This window comes from Acinetobacter sp. WCHA55 (assembly GCF_002165305.2).
Taxonomy (GTDB): Bacteria; Pseudomonadota; Gammaproteobacteria; order Pseudomonadales; family Moraxellaceae; genus Acinetobacter.
In genome coordinates this window covers 3,204,689-3,221,750 of sequence record NZ_CP032286.1, presented here as the reverse complement: position 1 = coordinate 3,221,750, position 17,062 = coordinate 3,204,689, and the positions used below count along the sequence as shown (strand labels likewise).

The following is a 17,062-nucleotide window of genomic DNA, read 5'->3' as shown; positions in this document are numbered from 1 at the left end:
AAAAAACCTGCACAATGTGCAGGTTTTTTTTATTAGATTAGTTTTTCCGTAGAAATTAGAAGAATTTCACAGGAATGTCTAACCAAATACGCCATTCGTTGGTGTCACCGATGTAATTGCCTGCTTGGTACTCATCGCTTGCACGGTAGTAAGAGTGACGTAAACGTAAGCTCGCATCTTTGGCAAAACCAGACTGGACTGTATATTTTACTTGGTTAAAGAATTCACGCTCTGTAGCATTGTCTACAATCAATTGTGAACGGTTGCTTAAGTCTGCAACATCAATATCCCAACCATAAACATATGCAGTCGTCCAGCTTAAACCAGGAACATTCAAACCTGCGAAGTCATAAGTATATTGAAGTTGTACTGATTTTTCATCGTTACCAATGAAGTCTGAAAGGTAAGAGTTTGGTAAGTAAATAGTCTGATGACCGTCACCCACACCTTTACCTAAACCATAGTCATAACCAGTATTACCCGTGTTTTGTTGGTAAGCCATCATGACATTATGGTTACCTGTGTTATAGGTTCCAGAAATAGCCCAAATATTGTTGCTTAAGTCGGTTAGATCACTGGTCGTATGTGAGTATGTATACGCACTACCATCAGCTTTAGTATCCCATTTTGTATGGTAACCACTGAAGTCATAGGTCAATGAGCTATTGTTCGCAAGCGCTTGTTTATAGTTGGCATTCACATAATGACGATCTAAACGATCCTTGATATCAGTACCAAAATAAGATGCATTGAGTGCATCATTAAATTTATATTTTGCACCCCAAACGACAGCACGATCTAATTCATTGCCATCACTTTTGATTTGGTCTGAATATTGGTTCTTGGTAAATTTACCCGCAGTTAACTCAAGACCGTTAATTTCACGGCTTGTTGCTAATACACCTTCAAAGTATTCAGGGACTAAACGTGCAGTGTTACTTGCTAATACAGGTAGGTCGAGTACTTGAGTACCATAACGCACTTCAGTATTTGAAATACGAGCTTTGACGATACCACCACCACGAGCCCAGTGGTCATATGCAGAGCCATCTGGGTGCTGAGGAATCATGCCATTACCAGCATTATCGTTATCACCAAGTTTGAATGAAGCATCTCCGATGATACCAACACCAAAACCAACAATACCTTTGGTATAACCAGACTCAATTTTAACCATTGCTGTTTGAGCTGCAGAACTTGTGTCGTCTACTTGCTTTTCTAAGCCAGTAGTATTGTCACGGTAGTTGGTTTTATCACGACTTAAATAACCAGTACGGAATAACACTGATCCTTCAGCGTCCTCAACGAAACCTTTAGATTCACTTTGCTCACTCGCAAAAGCTGTTGAGATGAGGGCAGTTTGTACTAAAACTGCTAATGCTAATTTTTTTGTGTTTTGCATTGGGGAGCGAACCTTATACAAATTGCATGGAAAGAGAGCAGCAATTGTATAAGTAATCGCTAAAAAATTGTCATTTTTATTTAACATATTCAACTAAAGTAATGCATTTTTTTGTAAGTGATGTGTTTGAAATATTTTAATTTTGGTTAAAATGTTCGGTTTACTAAAATAAATCTTTATAAAACATTGAATTATTTTTCTATTCTTAATTCTATTTTTTAATATGTATCGCAAAATATAATATATAGGTTGTGAGGTTTTTTCCGCCTATGAATCAAAGCGTTCGACTACTTCTTGGCTTCTGGGATCAGTTCAAAAGATCCAATAGTGAGATTGGCAAACGATGAATTACACAGCAGTTGCCTAATTAAAATTGACCTATTGTTAAAAAATAGCTTTAAAATTTATGTGTATGGAGTCAGTAAATGATTCATGTCTAAAGAAATTTTGAGAGCTTAAATGCATAAGAATTCACATAAAATTGCACTATTTTTAATTTTTTTCACTGGCAGTATTTCGGCCAACGCAACTGAGCCACAGCAACAAAGCTCACAAGGAGGACTCAGTGGGAGCCTTGCTGTGCTCAGTCAGTATATCTATCGTGGCGGTATTGAAAATGACCAGCCGACCCTGCAAGCAGGGCTTGAGTATGAACATACATCGGGGTTATATGCTGGTTATTGGGGTTCGACATTAAATTATGATGCAGCGGATGTCAGTAAAGATCACGGTGTTGAGCATGATTTTTATGTGGGTTATGCAGGTACACTCAGTCCCGATTTAAGCTACCGTTCGCATATTGTGACTTATTTATATAATGATGGCGGCTCGGTTTATAGTGAAGATCGAACAGAACGGCGAAGTACAACTGGAGCGGAATTTGTAAATAGTTTGAGCTATAAAGACTTTGATGTAGGCGTCACTGTGGCTTTAGTGGATGTGAGCTATGCCAATGCAGGCGATACCTATTTAAGCCTTGCACATCATTATGCACTTCCCCAAAACTTTCAATTCAATAGTTCAATTGGTGCATCGGTTTATCGTCAGCATGATGATGCCATACTCACTACAGAGAAGAATTTTACTGTTAATGAACTTCGTTTAGGCCTAAGTAGACCCTTTGCAGAGACAGGTATAGAGATGTCTGTAGATTACATTTATGGCGTACATAATCGTATGGCAGAGGATTTGGATGACCATCTGGTGCTGGGTTTAACTTATAACTTCTAAATGTTGTAGATATGAAAAGTGCGTCCGGATTGATTGGGGTGCACTTTTTTTATGCACTAAAAAACGTGCGCACTAAAGATGAGTCTCAAAATAGCGCATATTGTAAACAATTATGTTTGCTTGATGAGCTTGACTTCAATTCTTATTGAAGATGTTTAACGATCAAGCTGAGGGTGAGATTTATTTTTTATTTTTTATATAAATTAAATAAAAACAATAATTTAAATTTATATCGCGAATAGTGTATTTGATATTGAATTGAATGTGGCATAGCTATTGCTAATACCTACATGAGTTTATCGAAATAACCAAAAAACGTCGGATACGATGTGGGGGAATCAAACAATGAAATTTGCACTTAAAGCATTATCTCTAGCTGTGGTGGCTTCAGCTTCTACATTCACTTTCGCAGATGAAACAACTTCAGCACATTCTGTTTCGGGGAATATTGGCGTTTTTTCAAGCTATAACCTACGTGGTATTACCAATACGCCTGAAAATGAAGATGCAACTATTCAAGGTGGTTTGGACTATAGCCATGCATCGGGCTTTTATGCGGGTTGGTGGGGATCAACACTCGGTTATTCATTGGTAGAAGAAGGGCGTGATGCATTTGAAAATGACTTCTATGCAGGTTACAACGGTTCGATAAATGCTGATTTAGGCTATACCATTGGTACAACGTATTATTATTACTATGAAACTGATAATACGGATACCAATGGTTTTGAAACCATGTTGGGTTTGAAATACAAAGATTTTGGCGTAACGGCACAAACTTTACTTGAAGATACAACATGGGGAAATGCGGGTGATACATATATTAAAGCAACTTATAGTTACCCACTGCCAAATGACTTCAGTTTAGATACAGCTTTAGGTTTATATGCTTATCAAGATTCTGGTGATTATGAGGAAGCTTTGGGTACAACAGAAAGTTTTGGTTTCCGTCATTTTGACATAGGTGTTAGTAAGCCATTGGCAGATACAGGTCTAACGGCAAGTATGAATTACACATTAGGTGGATATGACCGTGCAGACGTGAAACAAAAGAACAAAGTTGTATTTGGTTTGAAGTATGCATTCTAAGTTTCACTGAGTTTCAAAATAAAAAACCCAATCAAATAGATTGGGTTTTTTATTGTATAGCTATTGGGTACTTAGTTGCTTTGTCCCCGATAGGACAGTGCCTCGGTCAAATGTCCCGTGTGGATATGCTCTGACTGGGCCAAATCTGCAATGGTTCTAGCCACCCTTAAAATACGATGATAACCCCGAGCAGACAAATTTAAACGCTGCTGTGCTTTTTCAAAGATTAAAGCTGCTTGCCCATCTAGCGGTGCGAATTGTTCGAGTTGTTTGGGTGATAAAGCCATATTGAGACAAGCTTGGCGTTGCATTTGCCATTGATACGCTTGAATCACGCGTTCACGTACAGTTGCTGAGTCTTCTACGGCTTGTGTGTCTTGCAACTCAGAAGCATGTAAGGGTGGTACATCGATATGTAAATCAATTCGATCCAGCAAAGGCCCAGAAATACGGTTCTGGTAGCGCTTAATTGCCTCAGTTGAGCATTGGCAACGGCTATCTTGATTAAAAGCATAACCGCAGGGGCAAGGGTTCATTGCAGCAATCAGTTGAAAATTTGCAGGAAAGGTGATCTGCCGTGAAGCACGTGAAATCACAATCTCTTTAGCTTCAATGGGTTGTCTTAAAACCTCCAAAACCTTGCGGTCAAACTCTGGTAGTTCATCTAAAAACAGCACGCCTTTATGTGCCAAAGTAATTTCACCAGGTTTGGGTTGTGACCCACCACCGACTAAGGCAACCGCAGAAGCTGTATGGTGCGGTGCACGAAATGGCCGCTGCCCAAAAGGATGTTGATGATTGGCCACCGAGTAAATACTCGCCACTTCCAAATTCTCATGTGTGTTCAAGGGCGGTAAAATACTGGCTAAACGTGAAGCCAATAGAGTTTTACCTGTCCCTGGCGGTCCTTTAAACAGTAAAGAATGACCACCTGCTGCCGCAATCTCTAAGGCACGTCTTGGGCGCAGCTGTCCTTTAACATCGGCCAAATCAAATTTGTAGTGCTGAGAGGCTTGTAGAGCCGTGGGCTGAAACTGTTGGATGAGATGGTTTTGCGACAGATGCTCACAGACTTGTTTTAAATGTTGCGCTGCAAACACTTGAAAGTTGGGCAGTTGAGAGGCTTCTTGTGCATTGGCCTCAGGTAAAATCAGTTGATGTCCAGCTTGCTGGCAGGCAATCGCAATACTTAAAGTGCCCGAAATCGGTCGCAGTTGCCCATCAAGTGCCAATTCACCTATAAATTCAAAATTTTCAGTTCCTTGCTCAGGAAGTTGACCAGAGGCAATTAAAATACCCAGTGCAATAGGCAAATCCAACCGTGAACTGTCTTTGGGCAGGTCGGCAGGTGCTAGATTGATGGTGAGGCGTTTGGTCGGAAACTGAAAGCCACTATTGATAATGGCGGAGCGCACCCGATCTTTGCTTTCCCGAACGGCTGCTTCAGGAAGCCCCACAATGGTTAAAGAGGGTAATCCTTGGCTTAGATGAACTTCAACTTCAACCGAAGGTGCGTGTAAACCGAGCAAAGCTCGAGTGTAAATTTTGGCAAAAGACATCTTTTGTTCCATTATAGTGCATTATTTTAATTCGTTATGCGTCTTTTGTTGCACCAAACAAGTGCTCATTTTTTGTTCTGAATGCGTAACTCTAAAGCTTCCACTTGTTTCAATAAGTTATTTAAACGCAAATTGGCATTATTCAGTGCAGTGCGTTGACGTTCAATTTCATCTTTGGAAACCAAATCCATTTTGGTGACTGCTTCATTGAGCAGTGCGCGTAAATTATGTTCTAAGTCTTGTTTAGGTTGTTCGACTTGTTCCAGTATGGCTTGTAATAAAGTTTCAATCATTTCTATATCCAACAGTTGGAGAAGTGACAGCAGTGTACCATTGCTGCTTCGGACTCTATAGCCTTTCAGATGAAATATGATTTCATGGATTGTAAAAAATTCTAAATCTTCGACTAAAAAACCTGAATTTTGAAGCTCAAAACGCATTTAAATGTATAGAATAGGGTATAAAGAAAACTCATGTCAGACTTTCTTTTCCCCCCAACCTAAGAATTTTTGGCATGAAATTTGAACATAAAACCTTACTGGTGAAATAAGCCGAAGGAAAACAAACATGAAGCTCGTAACTGCAATTGTAAAACCGTTTAAATTGGATGATGTGCGTGAAGCACTGTCTGAAATTGGTGTTCAAGGGATCACGGTAACTGAAGTCAAAGGCTTTGGTCGTCAAAAAGGTCATACTGAACTTTATCGTGGCGCTGAATATGTTGTTGATTTCTTACCAAAAGTAAAAATCGAAATTGCGATCAGTGATGAAATGGTCGACGCGGTGATTGAGTCAATTACACGTGTTGCTAGCACAGGAAAAATTGGCGACGGTAAAATTTTCGTCACAAATTTAGAGCAAGTCATCCGTATCCGTACAGGTGAAACAGGTGCTGATGCCGTTTAATTTGGCATGAAGTTTGCTGAGTAACACATAACTCGCACAAATTAGGTTGGGGGATACGAATGAAAAAGATGTTATTCGCGCTGAGCTTATCTGGCGCACTTTTAGGGGGTTCTGTTGCTTGGGCTGAAGAAGCGGCAACAGCGCCAACTCCATCAGAACAAGTCACAGTGGTTGAAACAACTGATGTGGCTGCTCCAGCAGTACAAGCGGTTGAAGCCGTCGCTGCTCCAGTAGAAGCACCCGCACCTGCAGAAGAAGAACCAACATTAGACACAGGTGATACGGCGTGGATTTTAGTCTCCACAGCACTGGTTTTATTGATGACCATTCCAGGTTTAGCGTTATTCTACGGCGGTATGGTTCGTAAGAAAAACGTCTTAAGCACCATGGCGCATAGCTTTGTTGCTGCGGCAGTGGTGAGTATTGCATGGGTCATTATTGGTTATACATTGGCCTTTGGTGAGGGTAATGCCTTTATCGGTGGCTTAGATAAGTTCATGTTGACTGGGATTACCACAGACGCACTCACAGGTACGATTCCTGAAGTTCTATTCGTTATTTTCCAAATGACCTTTGCCATCATTACGGTTGCCATTATTAGTGGCTCAATTGCAGAACGGATGAAATTCGGCGCATTTATCGCTTTCATCTCGATTTGGGTTGTCGTGGTCTATGCACCAATTACTCACTGGGTATGGGGCGGTGGCTGGTTAGCAAATGATGGCGCACTCGACTTTGCCGGCGGTACCGTTGTACACATCAACTCAGGGGTGGCAGGTTTGGTTGCTGCATACATGCTTGGCAAACGTATGGGCTTAGGCCGTGAATCAATGGCTCCACATAACTTGGCATTAACTGTTGTGGGTGCAAGCTTGCTGTGGGTTGGCTGGTTTGGTTTCAACGGTGGTTCTGCATTGGGCGCAAACGGCTCAGCAGGTTATGCATTACTTGTGACTCAAGTAGCAGCAGCTGCAGCTGCAATTTCTTGGCTAATTACTGAAAAAGTTGCACGTGGTAAAGGTTCAGTACTTGGTGCTGCATCTGGCGCGGTTGCTGGTCTTGTAGTGATTACACCAGCAGCAGGTTTTGTAACTGTAGGCGGCGCGCTGGCGATGGGTTTAATCGGTGGTGTGGTGTGCTTCTGGGGTATCAGTGCATTGAAACGTGCTTTAAAAGCCGATGACTCTTTAGATGCGTTTGGTTTACATGGTGTGGGCGGTATCGTGGGTGCAATCTTAACAGCATTCTTTGCAAGCGATTTCATCATGGGTGACAAAGCACCAAGTGATGTGATGCATCAGCTTTGGGTTCAAGTTGAAGGGGTATTGGCAACGATCGCATACTCAGCAGTATTAACCTTCATTATCTTAAAAGTGATTGATTTGGTGATTGGTATTCGCGTTGAATCTGATGATGAACGTATGGGTCTGGACTTAAGCCAACATGGCGAACGCGTGGACTAATCAATAGAATAATAAATCAACAGTATAATCAATATATTGTGTGAAACAGCCCGAAAGGGCTGTTTTTTTTCTATATCTAGCGTAAAACTCTACAAAACACTGAATTTTTGCTACACTCTAAAACCATTCAAATTTGTTCAATTTAACCACTATGCATTGTCCATTTTGCAACGCCGAAGACAGTAAAGTGATCGACTCACGTTTGGCCGCTGAAGGTTGTCAAATTCGTCGTCGTCGTGAATGTATTAGTTGTGGTGAACGATTCACAACCTTTGAAAGTTACGAGGTGGTCATGCCTCGTGTAATCAAGTCGGATGGCAAAAGTGAACCTTTTGATGAAGCAAAATTGCGTCGTTCTTTGATGCATGCTTTACAAAAACGTCCAGTGACGCAAGAGCAAATTGAAACCGTCTTGAGCGATATTCAACTGCAAATTCGCCGTCTAGGTGAACGTGATGTGAAATCACGTACAATTGGTGAAATTGTTATGCAATCTTTATTTTCGTTGGATCATGTTGCGTATGTACGTTTTGCATCGGTCTATCAAGACTTTCAAGATGTCGATGCCTTTCGTCACCAAATTGAACAAATGCAACAACGTGAACATTAAGCGAGTTGGCATTCATGTCTGAATTACAGTCTAGTGCTTTACACGCCGACCAAGCTTGGATGAAACAAGCGATTGCTTTAGCTTTACAAGGTCAATATAGCACCAAGCCAAATCCAAATGTAGGCTGTGTCATTGTCAAAGATGGGCAGTTGCTGGGGACAGGTTATCACCCTAAAGCGGGTCAGCCCCATGCAGAAGTTTTTGCGATGCGCGAAGCAGGCAAGCAGACCCAAGGCGCAACGGCTTATGTCACTTTAGAACCTTGTGCGCATTATGGGCGTACACCGCCGTGTGCCAAAGGTTTGGTTGAGGCAGGTGTAGCGCGGGTTGTGATTGCCTGTCCAGATCCCAACCCCTTGGTGGCTGGTAAAGGGGTACAGATTTTAAAAGAAGCAGGCATTGAGGTCGATGTTGGCATTTGCCAAGCCGAAGCGCATCAACTGAATGCGGGCTTTTTAAAAGCCATGGCCACAGGTAGGCCTTATGTGCGTTTAAAAGTTGCCTCTAGTTTAGATGGTCGAACGGCGATGGCTTCGGGTGAGTCGAAATGGATTACTGGCCCAGCAGCACGGTTAGATGTTCAGCATTTTCGAGCCATTTCTGGTGTCGTGATCACAGGGATTGAAACCGTATTGGCCGATGATCCTCAGCTCAATGTTAGGCAGCTTCCGAGTGTTGCGGATCTGACAATGGTAGTACAACCGAAACGTCTGGTGTTAGACCGTCAAGGACGTTTGCCTTTGACGGCCCAAATTTTACAACAGCCTGATACCGTGATGGTAATGGGGCCTTATCGTCAAGTATTGGCTGATTTAGGCGTGCTACAGTTTGCTGTACAGCCTTTAGATCAGTTATTAAAGCAGTTGGTTCAATCACATCAAATTTATGATGTCATGGTTGAAGCGGGTGCAACGTTATCGACTGCTTTTTTACAAGAAAAGTTGGTCGATGAAATGATTAGTTATGTGGCACCGACCTTATTGGGTCAGTCTGCACGTGCAATGTTCAATGCTGAGTTTTCTCAGATGGCAGAGCAACTCCGCTTTAAGCTTATGGATGTCACACAATTGGGTGATGATGTGCGCTTAACGCTTATCCCTTCTCAAGAGTCATTATGAGTTCAGAGTCTACGGTTTATCATAAACGTCGTCACGCGGCACGTACCACCGATGAATATCTATTTCATCAACTTGTTCCTTATTTGGGGAATAAGCGCCGTCTGTTGCATCTGATTTTAGAAGCGCTTGAGAGTACAGGGACTTTAAACCGAGCAGATGGTCGTGCGCCCATTTTTGCTGACTTTTTTGCTGGTTCAGGCGTGGTCTCGCGTTTGGCGCGTCAAAATGGTTATCGCGTGATTGCCAATGACTGGGAACCGTATAGCCATGCCCTGAACCATGCTGTTTTGGCTTGTACCGAAGCGCCTGCATTTAAAGAGTTGGGTGGTTATCAAAAAGCCATTGATTATTTAAACCGTTTGCCTGAAGTGAAGGGGTGGGTGACGCATAATCTGTGCCCGCGAAATGATGAGATCTATGATCCAAGCCGAGATCGTTTGTTCTTCAAACGCCGCAATGGCATGCGCATCGATGCGATTCGTCAGCAAATTGCCACATGGCAGGCACAAGGTGCAATCGATGATGTGGAGATGTCTGCTTTATTAGCTCCTTTGCTTTATTCAGCCAGTTTTGTCAGCAATACTTCAGGTGTCTTTAAAAGTTTCCACCACGGCTGGGGGGGAAAAACACAAACCGCGCTAGAACGAATTGAATCTTTGCTGTGGTTAACGCCAAGTCGTTTTAGTGAAGTGGGTGATAATAAACAAAAGAACCCAATGGCTGAGATGTGGTGTGTCGATGCGCAGCATTTGGCAAATCAAATGAGTAGTTTTGAGGTTGATGTCGCTTATCTAGATCCACCTTATAATCAGCATGCTTACAGCAGTAATTATCATGTCTTAAATGCTTTAACCTTATGGGATCAGGTGGATTTACCGACACCAGACACCAAAGGCTTTAAAAGCGGAATTGACCGTGCATGGCGTAAAGAGCGTCCGAGTCCTTATAACTCGTCAAAGTATGCCAAAGAGGCATATGAAAAATTACTGTCTACCATTAATGCACGTTATATTCTGACCAGTTATTCAACCGATGGTAATATTGAAGCAGGGGACTTGCTCAAAGCCAATTTGGAGCGGGGGCGTGTGACCTTATTAACACAGGATGTACCGCGTTATCGTGTGAGTAAGCAGCGTCAGTCTGAGCGTGCGCGTGTGTTAGAGTTTATTGTGATCACTGATACGCATGCCAAGTCAGGCCCGCCAATTCGTCAATTGCTTGGACAGTTGTACCATTATGCCGAATTGGGTGGGGTGGATACATCTGGGGTCACGACACAGTTGGCGCTGTGGTAAAAATATAGAGGTAGAAATAAGCAATGTTTACAGGGATCATCGAAAGTCTAGGCACAGTTGAAAGCGTACAAAATGTCGGTGGTGATGTGCGTTTGCGCATTGGTACAAATCTTGATATGTCAGATGTACATTTGGGTGACTCGATTGCCACCAATGGCATTTGCCTCACGGTGATTGACTGGGGTGAGCACTGGTATGCGGCCGATGTCTCACGTGAAAGTTTGAACCGGACCACACTAGCCCACTGGAAAGTGGGGCAACGTGTTAATGTGGAAAAGGCCATGTTGCCCACTACACGTTTTGGTGGACACATTGTGTCTGGTCATGTCGATGCTGTGGGAGAAATCACCGTTGTACGTGAGGATGCACGCTCGCTTTACTTTGAAGTGACTGCGCCAGCTGAGATTGCACGTTACTTAGCAGAAAAAGGCTCGATCACAGTCGATGGGATCAGTTTAACCATTAATCATTTGCGTGGGTGTATTTTAAGCCTCAATTTAATTCCGCATACGGCTGAACGAACCAACATTGGAACGTGGAAGGCAGGTAGTCAAGTGAACCTTGAAGTAGATGTGTTAGCACGCTACATTGAACGTTTGATGATGGGTGATAAAGCTGCAGAAACTCCCTCACAATCTAAAATTAGTTTAGACTTTTTGGCACAAAATGGTTTCTTGAAATAGAAAAATCGTTTAGATTGCAGCAAGAATAGACAAAAGATGAGCTCCCTATTTGCCCAAAATGAGGGAGTTTTTCTTTTGAAATGAATAGGTAAGCAATTGAGTATGATGAAAGATAGTACGCAGTTCATTGCACGGATCGGTGACAATGATTGATTTTTTTCTCCATCTAGAACAATTATTGCCCGTACTGCTTGCAGAATACGGCCTTTGGATTTATGCGATTCTTTTTCTGATTATTTTTGCAGAAACGGGTTTCGTTTTTATGTTCTTTTTGCCAGGCGATAGTTTACTGATTGCTATTGGTGCCTTATGTTCTAGCTCGGATTTAATTCATATCCATACCATGGGTATTTTGATGATGATTGCTGCGGTATTGGGTTATATCGTCAATTATTATACTGGTCAGAAGCTGGGCTTTAAATTTGCCCATCAGCATTCGCGTTGGTTGAAACCCGAATATATGATGAAGACCAATCAATATTTCTTAAAGCATGGCGGTAAAACCATTTTAGTGGCACGTTTTATTCCTTTTGTACGTTCTTTCGCGCCTTTTGCTGCGGGTGCAGGGCATATGAGTGTGGCGACTTTTATGTGGTACAACGTGACCGGTGGCCTGATTTGGATTGGTAGTTTGTTGGCGATTGGCTATGGTGTGGGCAATACCTTATCGTTTATGGTTGATGTGTTGGTTTGAGCTTGAGACAGACCACGTCAGCCGAGCAAAGTAGGGGGGCATAAAAAAACTCACCGAAGTGAGTTCAAGTGGAAGCCAAGGCTTGTTAAGCAGAGTTGGATACCACTCCATCAGAAAAGTCTGAATTTTTCAAAATATAGTCAATTTCTTCTTGAGCCGCGGCTTGCAGCTTACTGCGGTAGCTGGCTACGGACTCTTCAATTAAGGTTTCCGCTTCAAGCTCTAAACGTAAACGCACACTTTCTAACTCCGACAAAATTTGTGAGTCATCAATGCCAAATTTACCTTTGGCATAGTCCAGAGCTTGTTCAGGTGTTTTCTCGTAGCGTGCGGTGTAGCTCGAAATTTCCTGATCGACACTTTGACGCATCACATTTAAAGCTTGGGTTTGCTCATTGAACTGACGGATTTCGTCTTTTTTGAGGCTTTCTGCATAAGCTTCCTGCGCTGCGCGTTTGTCTGCCAGTGATTTTTCCAACGCTTGTTGTTTACGAATTCGCGCTTCTTCAATCAGTTGTGCTTTCAGATCAGCATACGCTTGTTCAATTTTTTGGGTCGAGACGGCTTGAGCGCGTTGGTCTTGTTCAATCCAACTGTGTAAACCTGTTTCAGGTTTGAGTACATCGCAGACGCGACTCAGGTCATCAATAAAGGCCTGACGAACAGCATCAGGTACATTTAACCAGCGCTGTTTAAAATCTGGACCAACATTCAATGCCACTACGCATCTCCTTATTTAGACGGGGAATCAATTAAAGCTTGAAGGTTCGTGCTTCAACCCCGAGACGTCTATATTGTTTAAATTTTTCACGACCTTGTTGTTTGGCCGATTCGTTATTTTCAATAATTTCTATAATGTGGCTAAATTTTTCGAACTGTTCAAGAGCTTGATCGTTAAAATTGAACACAATCCAGTCGGATTGCTCAGGCAACTGGGCTGAGATACAAATGCACGCATCGATTTGATCAATACCATGCGGAATAAAGCTGGTGTCATCAAAACTCCACAAACGTTCATCCAATTGCTGTTGTAGTTCAGGGTCGCTTGCATACAGCCAGATTCGCTCTGGCTGACGCAAGATTTTTCGACATAAACGACAAGCACTTTCGACTTGTCGTTCAGGACTTTGTTCAAACAGGTAAAAGCTAATATTAGCCATTAGATTGCGCACGGTTGGCTAAGAATTGCATCAATAAGGGTACTGGGCGGCCGGTTGCCCCTTTGTTGGCGCCCGAGTTCCATGCTGTACCTGCAATGTCTAAGTGCGCCCAACGGTAATCACGGGTGAAGCGTTGCAAGAAGCACGCTGCAGTTATGGCACCAGCTTTAGGCCCGCCAATGTTGGCAATATCTGCAAATGGAGAGTCTAACTGTTCTTGATAGTCATCAATCACAGGCATGCGCCAGACGCGGTCAAAGCTATTTTGACCAGCTTCAGACAGTTCGGCCGCCAGTTTATCGTCTGGAGTAAACATACCAGTTAAGACTGAACCAAGTGCCACGACACAGGCACCTGTTAAGGTTGCAATATCAATGACCAGTTCAGGGTTAAAGCGTTTTACATAGGTTAATGTGTCGCACAGCACCAAACGACCTTCTGCATCGGTATTTAAAATTTCAACGGTTTGACCGCTCATGGTGCTCACGATGTCACCCGGACGTGTAGCTTTGCCTGACGGCATATTTTCAGCTGCAGCAATCGTACCTACGACATGAATGGCTAAACGTGATTCACATAGAGCACGGAGTGTCCCCAGAACCGATGCTGCACCACACATGTCATATTTCATTTCATCCATACCAGCACCCGGTTTCAATGAAATGCCACCAGTATCAAAGGTGATTCCTTTACCGACCAAGACCACTGGGGCTTCAGTACGTTCAGCTTGATACTCAAGTGTAATGATACGGCCTGGGCGGTCTGAACCTTTGCTCACAGCAAGGAAGGAATGCATGCCCAGATCTGCCATTTGCTGCTCATCAAGGACATTAACACGGAGTAGGTCAGGATATTGGGCTGCCAGTTCTAAGGCTTGCTCTGCCAAATATTCAGGGAAGCAGATATTGCCCGGACGGTTGCCTAAGTCACGAGCAAAGCTTTGACCAGATTGCACGGCTTCAATCAATTTAAGTTGTGCAGCATTCAGCGGCGACTCGGCGGCAATCAGACTGATCTGTTCAAGTACGTTGTCGGCCTTTTTCGATTTGAATTCATCAAAAGCATATGCCGCTTGCGTCAAACTGAGGGCAAACAAATAATGGAGTTCGGCTGGAAGGGCTGAAAGGTCAAGGCTGATATGTTTGAATTTTTTTTGTGAAGCTTTGATAATGGTTTGAGCAATTTTCGCCAGCTTTGCCGTTTGTAATTCAGTGGCTTTACCAACACCGACCAAGGCTGCATTGGGGTTTGTAGGAATTTGACCAATCAGGCTCAAGGTTTCATTGAGAGCAGCTTTAAACTGAGTCGCCTCAAATAAGTTGTTTAAATCATTAATTTGATAAGTATTTGCAAGGTATTGCGTGTTTTCAGAATCTACTAATATCAACAAAAATTGGCTAGACGTATTCTCTGTGAATGACGTATTAATAGAGAGTTTCATAAGTTTTATTTAAGCCTTATAAAGTTTGAAAATGATTAAACCACTGAAACATTAACATGAATAGAGTTGCAAAGTGCAACAAGAGTACAGGTTTTATATTTTCACTATTCGGGTAAACTAGCGCTAGTTTTTATTCACCTATTTTTGGAAGAATTAATTTGATTATTCGGCGTTATCTGGTCAAACAAGTGGTGTCGACATCCTTGGTTGTGATCGCCTTATTGACCTTGATCATGATGGGCGGTCGTTTGATCAAGTATTTTGGCGTAGCCGCGCAGGGTCGCTTAGATGCAGGTATTTTATTTAGCATTATTGGCTATCGTTTGCCTGAATTTTTAACGCTGATTCTTCCTCTAGGCTTTTTTATTGGGCTGATGCTGGTTTTTGGTCGTTTGTATGTCGATCATGAAATGGCGGTACTCAATGGTAGTGGCGTCAGCCGTAACCAATTGGGTCGACTGCTGATTCCTATGACTGTAGTGTTTCTCGCTGTTCAGGCCATGCTGATGCTATGGATGGCGCCGTGGGGTGTTCGTCAGTTTGAACAACTTACCACCAGTCAGGCGGTGCGTACCGGTTTTGATTTGGTTCGACCCAAAGAGTTTATTTCATCAGGACCTTATACCATTTATGCGGGTGACTTATCCGAAGACCGTAAAAACCTTAAAGACATCTTCTTCTATCAACGCGCTGAAGCAGAAGGTAAGCCTGATGTGATGATTTTGGCCAAAGAAGCCACGCGTGTTGAAATTGAAAATGATCCAGCCAATGTAGTGGATTTGGTGCAAGGTCGCCGTTATGAAATCTATCCAGGGCAGCCACGTTATAGCCAAGCCGAGTTTCAGTCCTATCGGCTACGCTTAGAAAATGATAAAGAAGCAAAGTTTGAAAGTGCCGATGTTGAAGCATTGTCCACCATGAAACTTTGGGATAATCGTCATGATCCTGTTGTGGCGAGTGAATTGGGCTGGCGTATTTTTGTACCATTTGCCATTGTAGTGGCGTTACTCCTCGCTGTGGCTTTATCTGAAGTGAGCCCACGCCAAGGCCGTTACTTAAAGCTGTTTCCTGCATTGCTTATTTTTGCCAGTTTAATCGTGGCGCTGATGGCCATTAAAACCCGAGTCAGTAAAGAAGAAATGGGGATTTGGGCTTATCCATTGATCTTGGTGATCTATGCGATAGCAGCGGCTTTGTTTTCTCGTAAACAAAAGCTGGGCCCGAAAATTAAGAAAACATTACAACGAGCGGGGTCTTAATCATGTTCGCACGTCGTATAGTCGCAAAACATGTGACCAAAACCACCGCGATGGCGATGCTGGGTGCTACCGCTATTTTATCGGTCTTGCAAATTCTATTTACCTATTTGGGTGAGCTAGGCTCCCTTAAAGAAGGTTATGGTGCTTGGGATGCTTTACGTTATGTACTGTGGGGAGCACCGCAATATCTCTATGAGATTCTACCGATTGCTGCGCTAATTGGCTCGGTACTGGGCCTCGGCACTTTGGCTTCAAACAGCGAACTGATAGTGATGCGCTCGGTGGGGGTGAGTCTCTGGCGAATCGTCGGCTGGGTGATTCGTTCAGCTTTAATTTTGGTGGTGCTGTCATTTGCTTTAAGTGAATGGGTGATTCCATATACCAATGAGCAAGCCAAAGGTGTGAAAAGCCATCGAACAGCGGCTGAGCTTGGTGAAGTACGTGGTTACTGGACACGAGAAGGGCAGCGTTTTATTTATGTCGATTATGCCAACTCTCAAGGTCAGCTGAAAAATGTGCAAGTGGTCGACTTTGACAATAATGCTCGTTTGAAAGGCGTTTTAAATGCTGAGCAAGGTCAGTTTGTACAAGATGGCCATTGGATCTTAGAAAATACTGCCCAAGTTGATTTACTACCGACAGGTAACGCCACGGCACAAAAGTCCGCTGAAACGCCTTTGGCACTTGCACTGCAACCGAAATATGTGCACATGGTGACGATTGATCCAGAAGACCTTTCACCCAGTCAATTGGTCAGTTTCATGAGCTATATGCATGAATACAGCCAAGTGCCTAAAACTTATCAGTTGGCTTTTTGGCAGAAAGTGGCGTCTCCATTTGCCTTGATTGCTTTGGTGTTGATTGCCTGTTCCTTTATTTTTGGCCCACTGCGCCAACAATCGATGGGCTTTCGTTTGGTCATTGCATTGTTTACAGGCTTAGGTTTCTTTTACCTGCAAGACTTCTTGGGGTATGCAAGTTTGGTTTATTCACCTTCACCCGCATGGTTTGTTTTTGTGCCTATTTTACTGATGTTTGTCGCAGGTGGTTATTTATTACAACGTGCGCGATAACTGTACGATATTGAAGAAAACAATGCGGATGATGGTGTTAAACCATCATGCCTGCATAGAGTCTTGACCGAAAATTCGGT

17 protein-coding genes are annotated in these 17,062 nt (G+C 43.0%); 11 read left to right on the top strand and 6 right to left on the bottom strand.

Features of this window, described 5'->3' with window-relative positions:
* Nucleotides 1–55 precede the first annotated feature (55 nt).
* Nucleotides 56–1,402 carry an OprD family outer membrane porin gene (locus CDG62_RS18275; RefSeq protein WP_087528398.1) on the bottom strand — a complete coding sequence of 449 codons (1,347 nt, stop codon included), beginning with the start codon at nt 1,400–1,402 and terminating at the stop codon, nt 56–58.
* A gap of 459 nt (nt 1,403–1,861) precedes the next feature.
* Here CDG62_RS18275 and CDG62_RS18270 point away from each other — a divergent pair, with 459 nt between their 5' ends.
* The gene (locus CDG62_RS18270; RefSeq protein ID WP_087528375.1) at nt 1,862–2,632 is read left to right on the top strand and encodes a TorF family putative porin; all 771 of its coding nucleotides are present in this window, start codon (nt 1,862–1,864) and stop codon (nt 2,630–2,632) included.
* Between the two features lie 345 nt (nt 2,633–2,977).
* Nucleotides 2,978–3,721 (top strand): TorF family putative porin, encoded by a 744-nt coding sequence (locus CDG62_RS18265; RefSeq protein ID WP_087528397.1) that lies wholly within the window; start codon nt 2,978–2,980, stop codon nt 3,719–3,721.
* Nucleotides 3,722–3,792: 71 nt separating this feature from the next.
* On the opposite strand, the gene CDG62_RS18260 is transcribed toward CDG62_RS18265, so the two are convergent.
* Together CDG62_RS18260 and CDG62_RS18255 are read right to left on the bottom strand one after the other, a co-directional pair.
* Nucleotides 3,793–5,280, bottom strand: coding sequence for a YifB family Mg chelatase-like AAA ATPase (locus CDG62_RS18260; RefSeq protein ID WP_087528374.1), 1,488 nt, complete (start codon nt 5,278–5,280; stop codon nt 3,793–3,795).
* 65 nt (nt 5,281–5,345) lie between these two features.
* On the bottom strand, nt 5,346–5,573 hold the full coding sequence (locus CDG62_RS18255) for an accessory factor UbiK family protein (RefSeq protein ID WP_087528396.1): 228 nt from the start codon (nt 5,571–5,573) through the stop codon (nt 5,346–5,348).
* Nucleotides 5,574–5,847: 274 nt separating this feature from the next.
* Here CDG62_RS18255 and glnK point away from each other — a divergent pair, with 274 nt between their 5' ends.
* From glnK to CDG62_RS18220, 7 genes are all read left to right on the top strand, one after another.
* Entirely contained in the window at nt 5,848–6,186 is a 339-nt protein-coding gene (gene glnK / locus CDG62_RS18250; RefSeq protein WP_004281042.1) for a P-II family nitrogen regulator, read from the top strand.
* Nucleotides 6,187–6,245: 59 nt separating this feature from the next.
* Nucleotides 6,246–7,649 (top strand): ammonium transporter, encoded by a 1,404-nt coding sequence (locus tag CDG62_RS18245; RefSeq protein ID WP_010325684.1) that lies wholly within the window; start codon nt 6,246–6,248, stop codon nt 7,647–7,649.
* A 151-nt stretch (nt 7,650–7,800) separates the two neighbouring features.
* The gene (gene nrdR / locus CDG62_RS18240; protein ID WP_004692852.1) at nt 7,801–8,259 is read left to right on the top strand and encodes a transcriptional regulator NrdR; all 459 of its coding nucleotides are present in this window, start codon (nt 7,801–7,803) and stop codon (nt 8,257–8,259) included.
* 14 nt (nt 8,260–8,273) lie between these two features.
* The gene (gene ribD / locus CDG62_RS18235; RefSeq protein ID WP_087528372.1) at nt 8,274–9,377 is read left to right on the top strand and encodes a bifunctional diaminohydroxyphosphoribosylaminopyrimidine deaminase/5-amino-6-(5-phosphoribosylamino)uracil reductase RibD; all 1,104 of its coding nucleotides are present in this window, start codon (nt 8,274–8,276) and stop codon (nt 9,375–9,377) included.
* Nucleotides 9,374–10,672, top strand: a complete 1,299-nt coding sequence (locus CDG62_RS18230) for a DNA adenine methylase (RefSeq protein WP_087528371.1) — start codon at nt 9,374–9,376, stop codon at nt 10,670–10,672. The genes ribD and CDG62_RS18230 overlap by 4 nt, the downstream gene beginning before the upstream one ends.
* A gap of 23 nt (nt 10,673–10,695) precedes the next feature.
* Nucleotides 10,696–11,355: a riboflavin synthase gene (locus tag CDG62_RS18225; protein WP_087528370.1), complete on the top strand. Its 660-nt coding sequence runs from the start codon at nt 10,696–10,698 to the stop codon at nt 11,353–11,355.
* A gap of 145 nt (nt 11,356–11,500) precedes the next feature.
* Nucleotides 11,501–12,049: a VTT domain-containing protein gene (locus tag CDG62_RS18220; RefSeq protein WP_087528369.1), complete on the top strand. Its 549-nt coding sequence runs from the start codon at nt 11,501–11,503 to the stop codon at nt 12,047–12,049.
* An 85-nt stretch (nt 12,050–12,134) separates the two neighbouring features.
* On the opposite strand, the gene CDG62_RS18215 is transcribed toward CDG62_RS18220, so the two are convergent.
* From CDG62_RS18215 to CDG62_RS18205, 3 genes are read right to left on the bottom strand one after another with little or no spacing between them, the layout of a single operon-like run.
* A complete protein-coding gene (locus CDG62_RS18215; RefSeq protein ID WP_087528368.1) occupies nt 12,135–12,770 on the bottom strand; it encodes a hypothetical protein in 636 nt (211 codons plus the stop codon).
* Nucleotides 12,771–12,801: 31 nt separating this feature from the next.
* Nucleotides 12,802–13,209 carry a DNA polymerase III subunit chi gene (locus CDG62_RS18210; protein WP_087528367.1) on the bottom strand — a complete coding sequence of 136 codons (408 nt, stop codon included), beginning with the start codon at nt 13,207–13,209 and terminating at the stop codon, nt 12,802–12,804.
* Nucleotides 13,202–14,650, bottom strand: a complete 1,449-nt coding sequence (locus tag CDG62_RS18205) for a leucyl aminopeptidase (protein ID WP_087528366.1) — start codon at nt 14,648–14,650, stop codon at nt 13,202–13,204. The genes CDG62_RS18210 and CDG62_RS18205 overlap by 8 nt, the downstream gene beginning before the upstream one ends.
* A gap of 158 nt (nt 14,651–14,808) precedes the next feature.
* On the opposite strand from CDG62_RS18205, the gene lptF reads away from it, so the two are divergent.
* Together lptF and lptG are read left to right on the top strand one after the other, a co-directional pair.
* The gene (lptF, locus tag CDG62_RS18200) at nt 14,809–15,909 is read left to right on the top strand and encodes an LPS export ABC transporter permease LptF (RefSeq protein WP_087528365.1); all 1,101 of its coding nucleotides are present in this window, start codon (nt 14,809–14,811) and stop codon (nt 15,907–15,909) included.
* A gap of 2 nt (nt 15,910–15,911) precedes the next feature.
* Complete coding sequence (gene lptG / locus CDG62_RS18195) at nt 15,912–16,982, top strand: LPS export ABC transporter permease LptG (protein WP_087528364.1); 1,071 nt, start codon at nt 15,912–15,914, stop codon at nt 16,980–16,982.
* The last annotated feature ends 80 nt before the right edge of the window (nt 16,983–17,062 follow it).

Bases quoted from the DNA above. Each gene is read 5' to 3' on its own strand.
- nrdR (WP_004692852.1), top strand. From the start codon at position 7,801: ATGCATTGTCCATTTTGCAACGCCGAAGACAGTAAAGTGATCGACTCA.
- CDG62_RS18245 (WP_010325684.1), top strand. From the start codon at position 6,246: ATGAAAAAGATGTTATTCGCGCTGAGCTTATCTGGCGCACTTTTAGGG.
- CDG62_RS18225 (WP_087528370.1), top strand. From the start codon at position 10,696: ATGTTTACAGGGATCATCGAAAGTCTAGGCACAGTTGAAAGCGTACAA.
- CDG62_RS18205 (WP_087528366.1), bottom strand. From the start codon at position 14,650: ATGAAACTCTCTATTAATACGTCATTCACAGAGAATACGTCTAGCCAA.
- CDG62_RS18210 (WP_087528367.1), bottom strand. From the start codon at position 13,209: ATGGCTAATATTAGCTTTTACCTGTTTGAACAAAGTCCTGAACGACAA.
- glnK (WP_004281042.1), top strand. From the start codon at position 5,848: ATGAAGCTCGTAACTGCAATTGTAAAACCGTTTAAATTGGATGATGTG.
- CDG62_RS18265 (WP_087528397.1), top strand. From the start codon at position 2,978: ATGAAATTTGCACTTAAAGCATTATCTCTAGCTGTGGTGGCTTCAGCT.
- CDG62_RS18270 (WP_087528375.1), top strand. From the start codon at position 1,862: ATGCATAAGAATTCACATAAAATTGCACTATTTTTAATTTTTTTCACT.
- CDG62_RS18275 (WP_087528398.1), bottom strand. From the start codon at position 1,402: ATGCAAAACACAAAAAAATTAGCATTAGCAGTTTTAGTACAAACTGCC.
- CDG62_RS18220 (WP_087528369.1), top strand. From the start codon at position 11,501: ATGATTGATTTTTTTCTCCATCTAGAACAATTATTGCCCGTACTGCTT.
- lptG (WP_087528364.1), top strand. From the start codon at position 15,912: ATGTTCGCACGTCGTATAGTCGCAAAACATGTGACCAAAACCACCGCG.
- CDG62_RS18255 (WP_087528396.1), bottom strand. From the start codon at position 5,573: ATGATTGAAACTTTATTACAAGCCATACTGGAACAAGTCGAACAACCT.
- CDG62_RS18260 (WP_087528374.1), bottom strand. From the start codon at position 5,280: ATGTCTTTTGCCAAAATTTACACTCGAGCTTTGCTCGGTTTACACGCA.
- ribD (WP_087528372.1), top strand. From the start codon at position 8,274: ATGTCTGAATTACAGTCTAGTGCTTTACACGCCGACCAAGCTTGGATG.
- CDG62_RS18230 (WP_087528371.1), top strand. From the start codon at position 9,374: ATGAGTTCAGAGTCTACGGTTTATCATAAACGTCGTCACGCGGCACGT.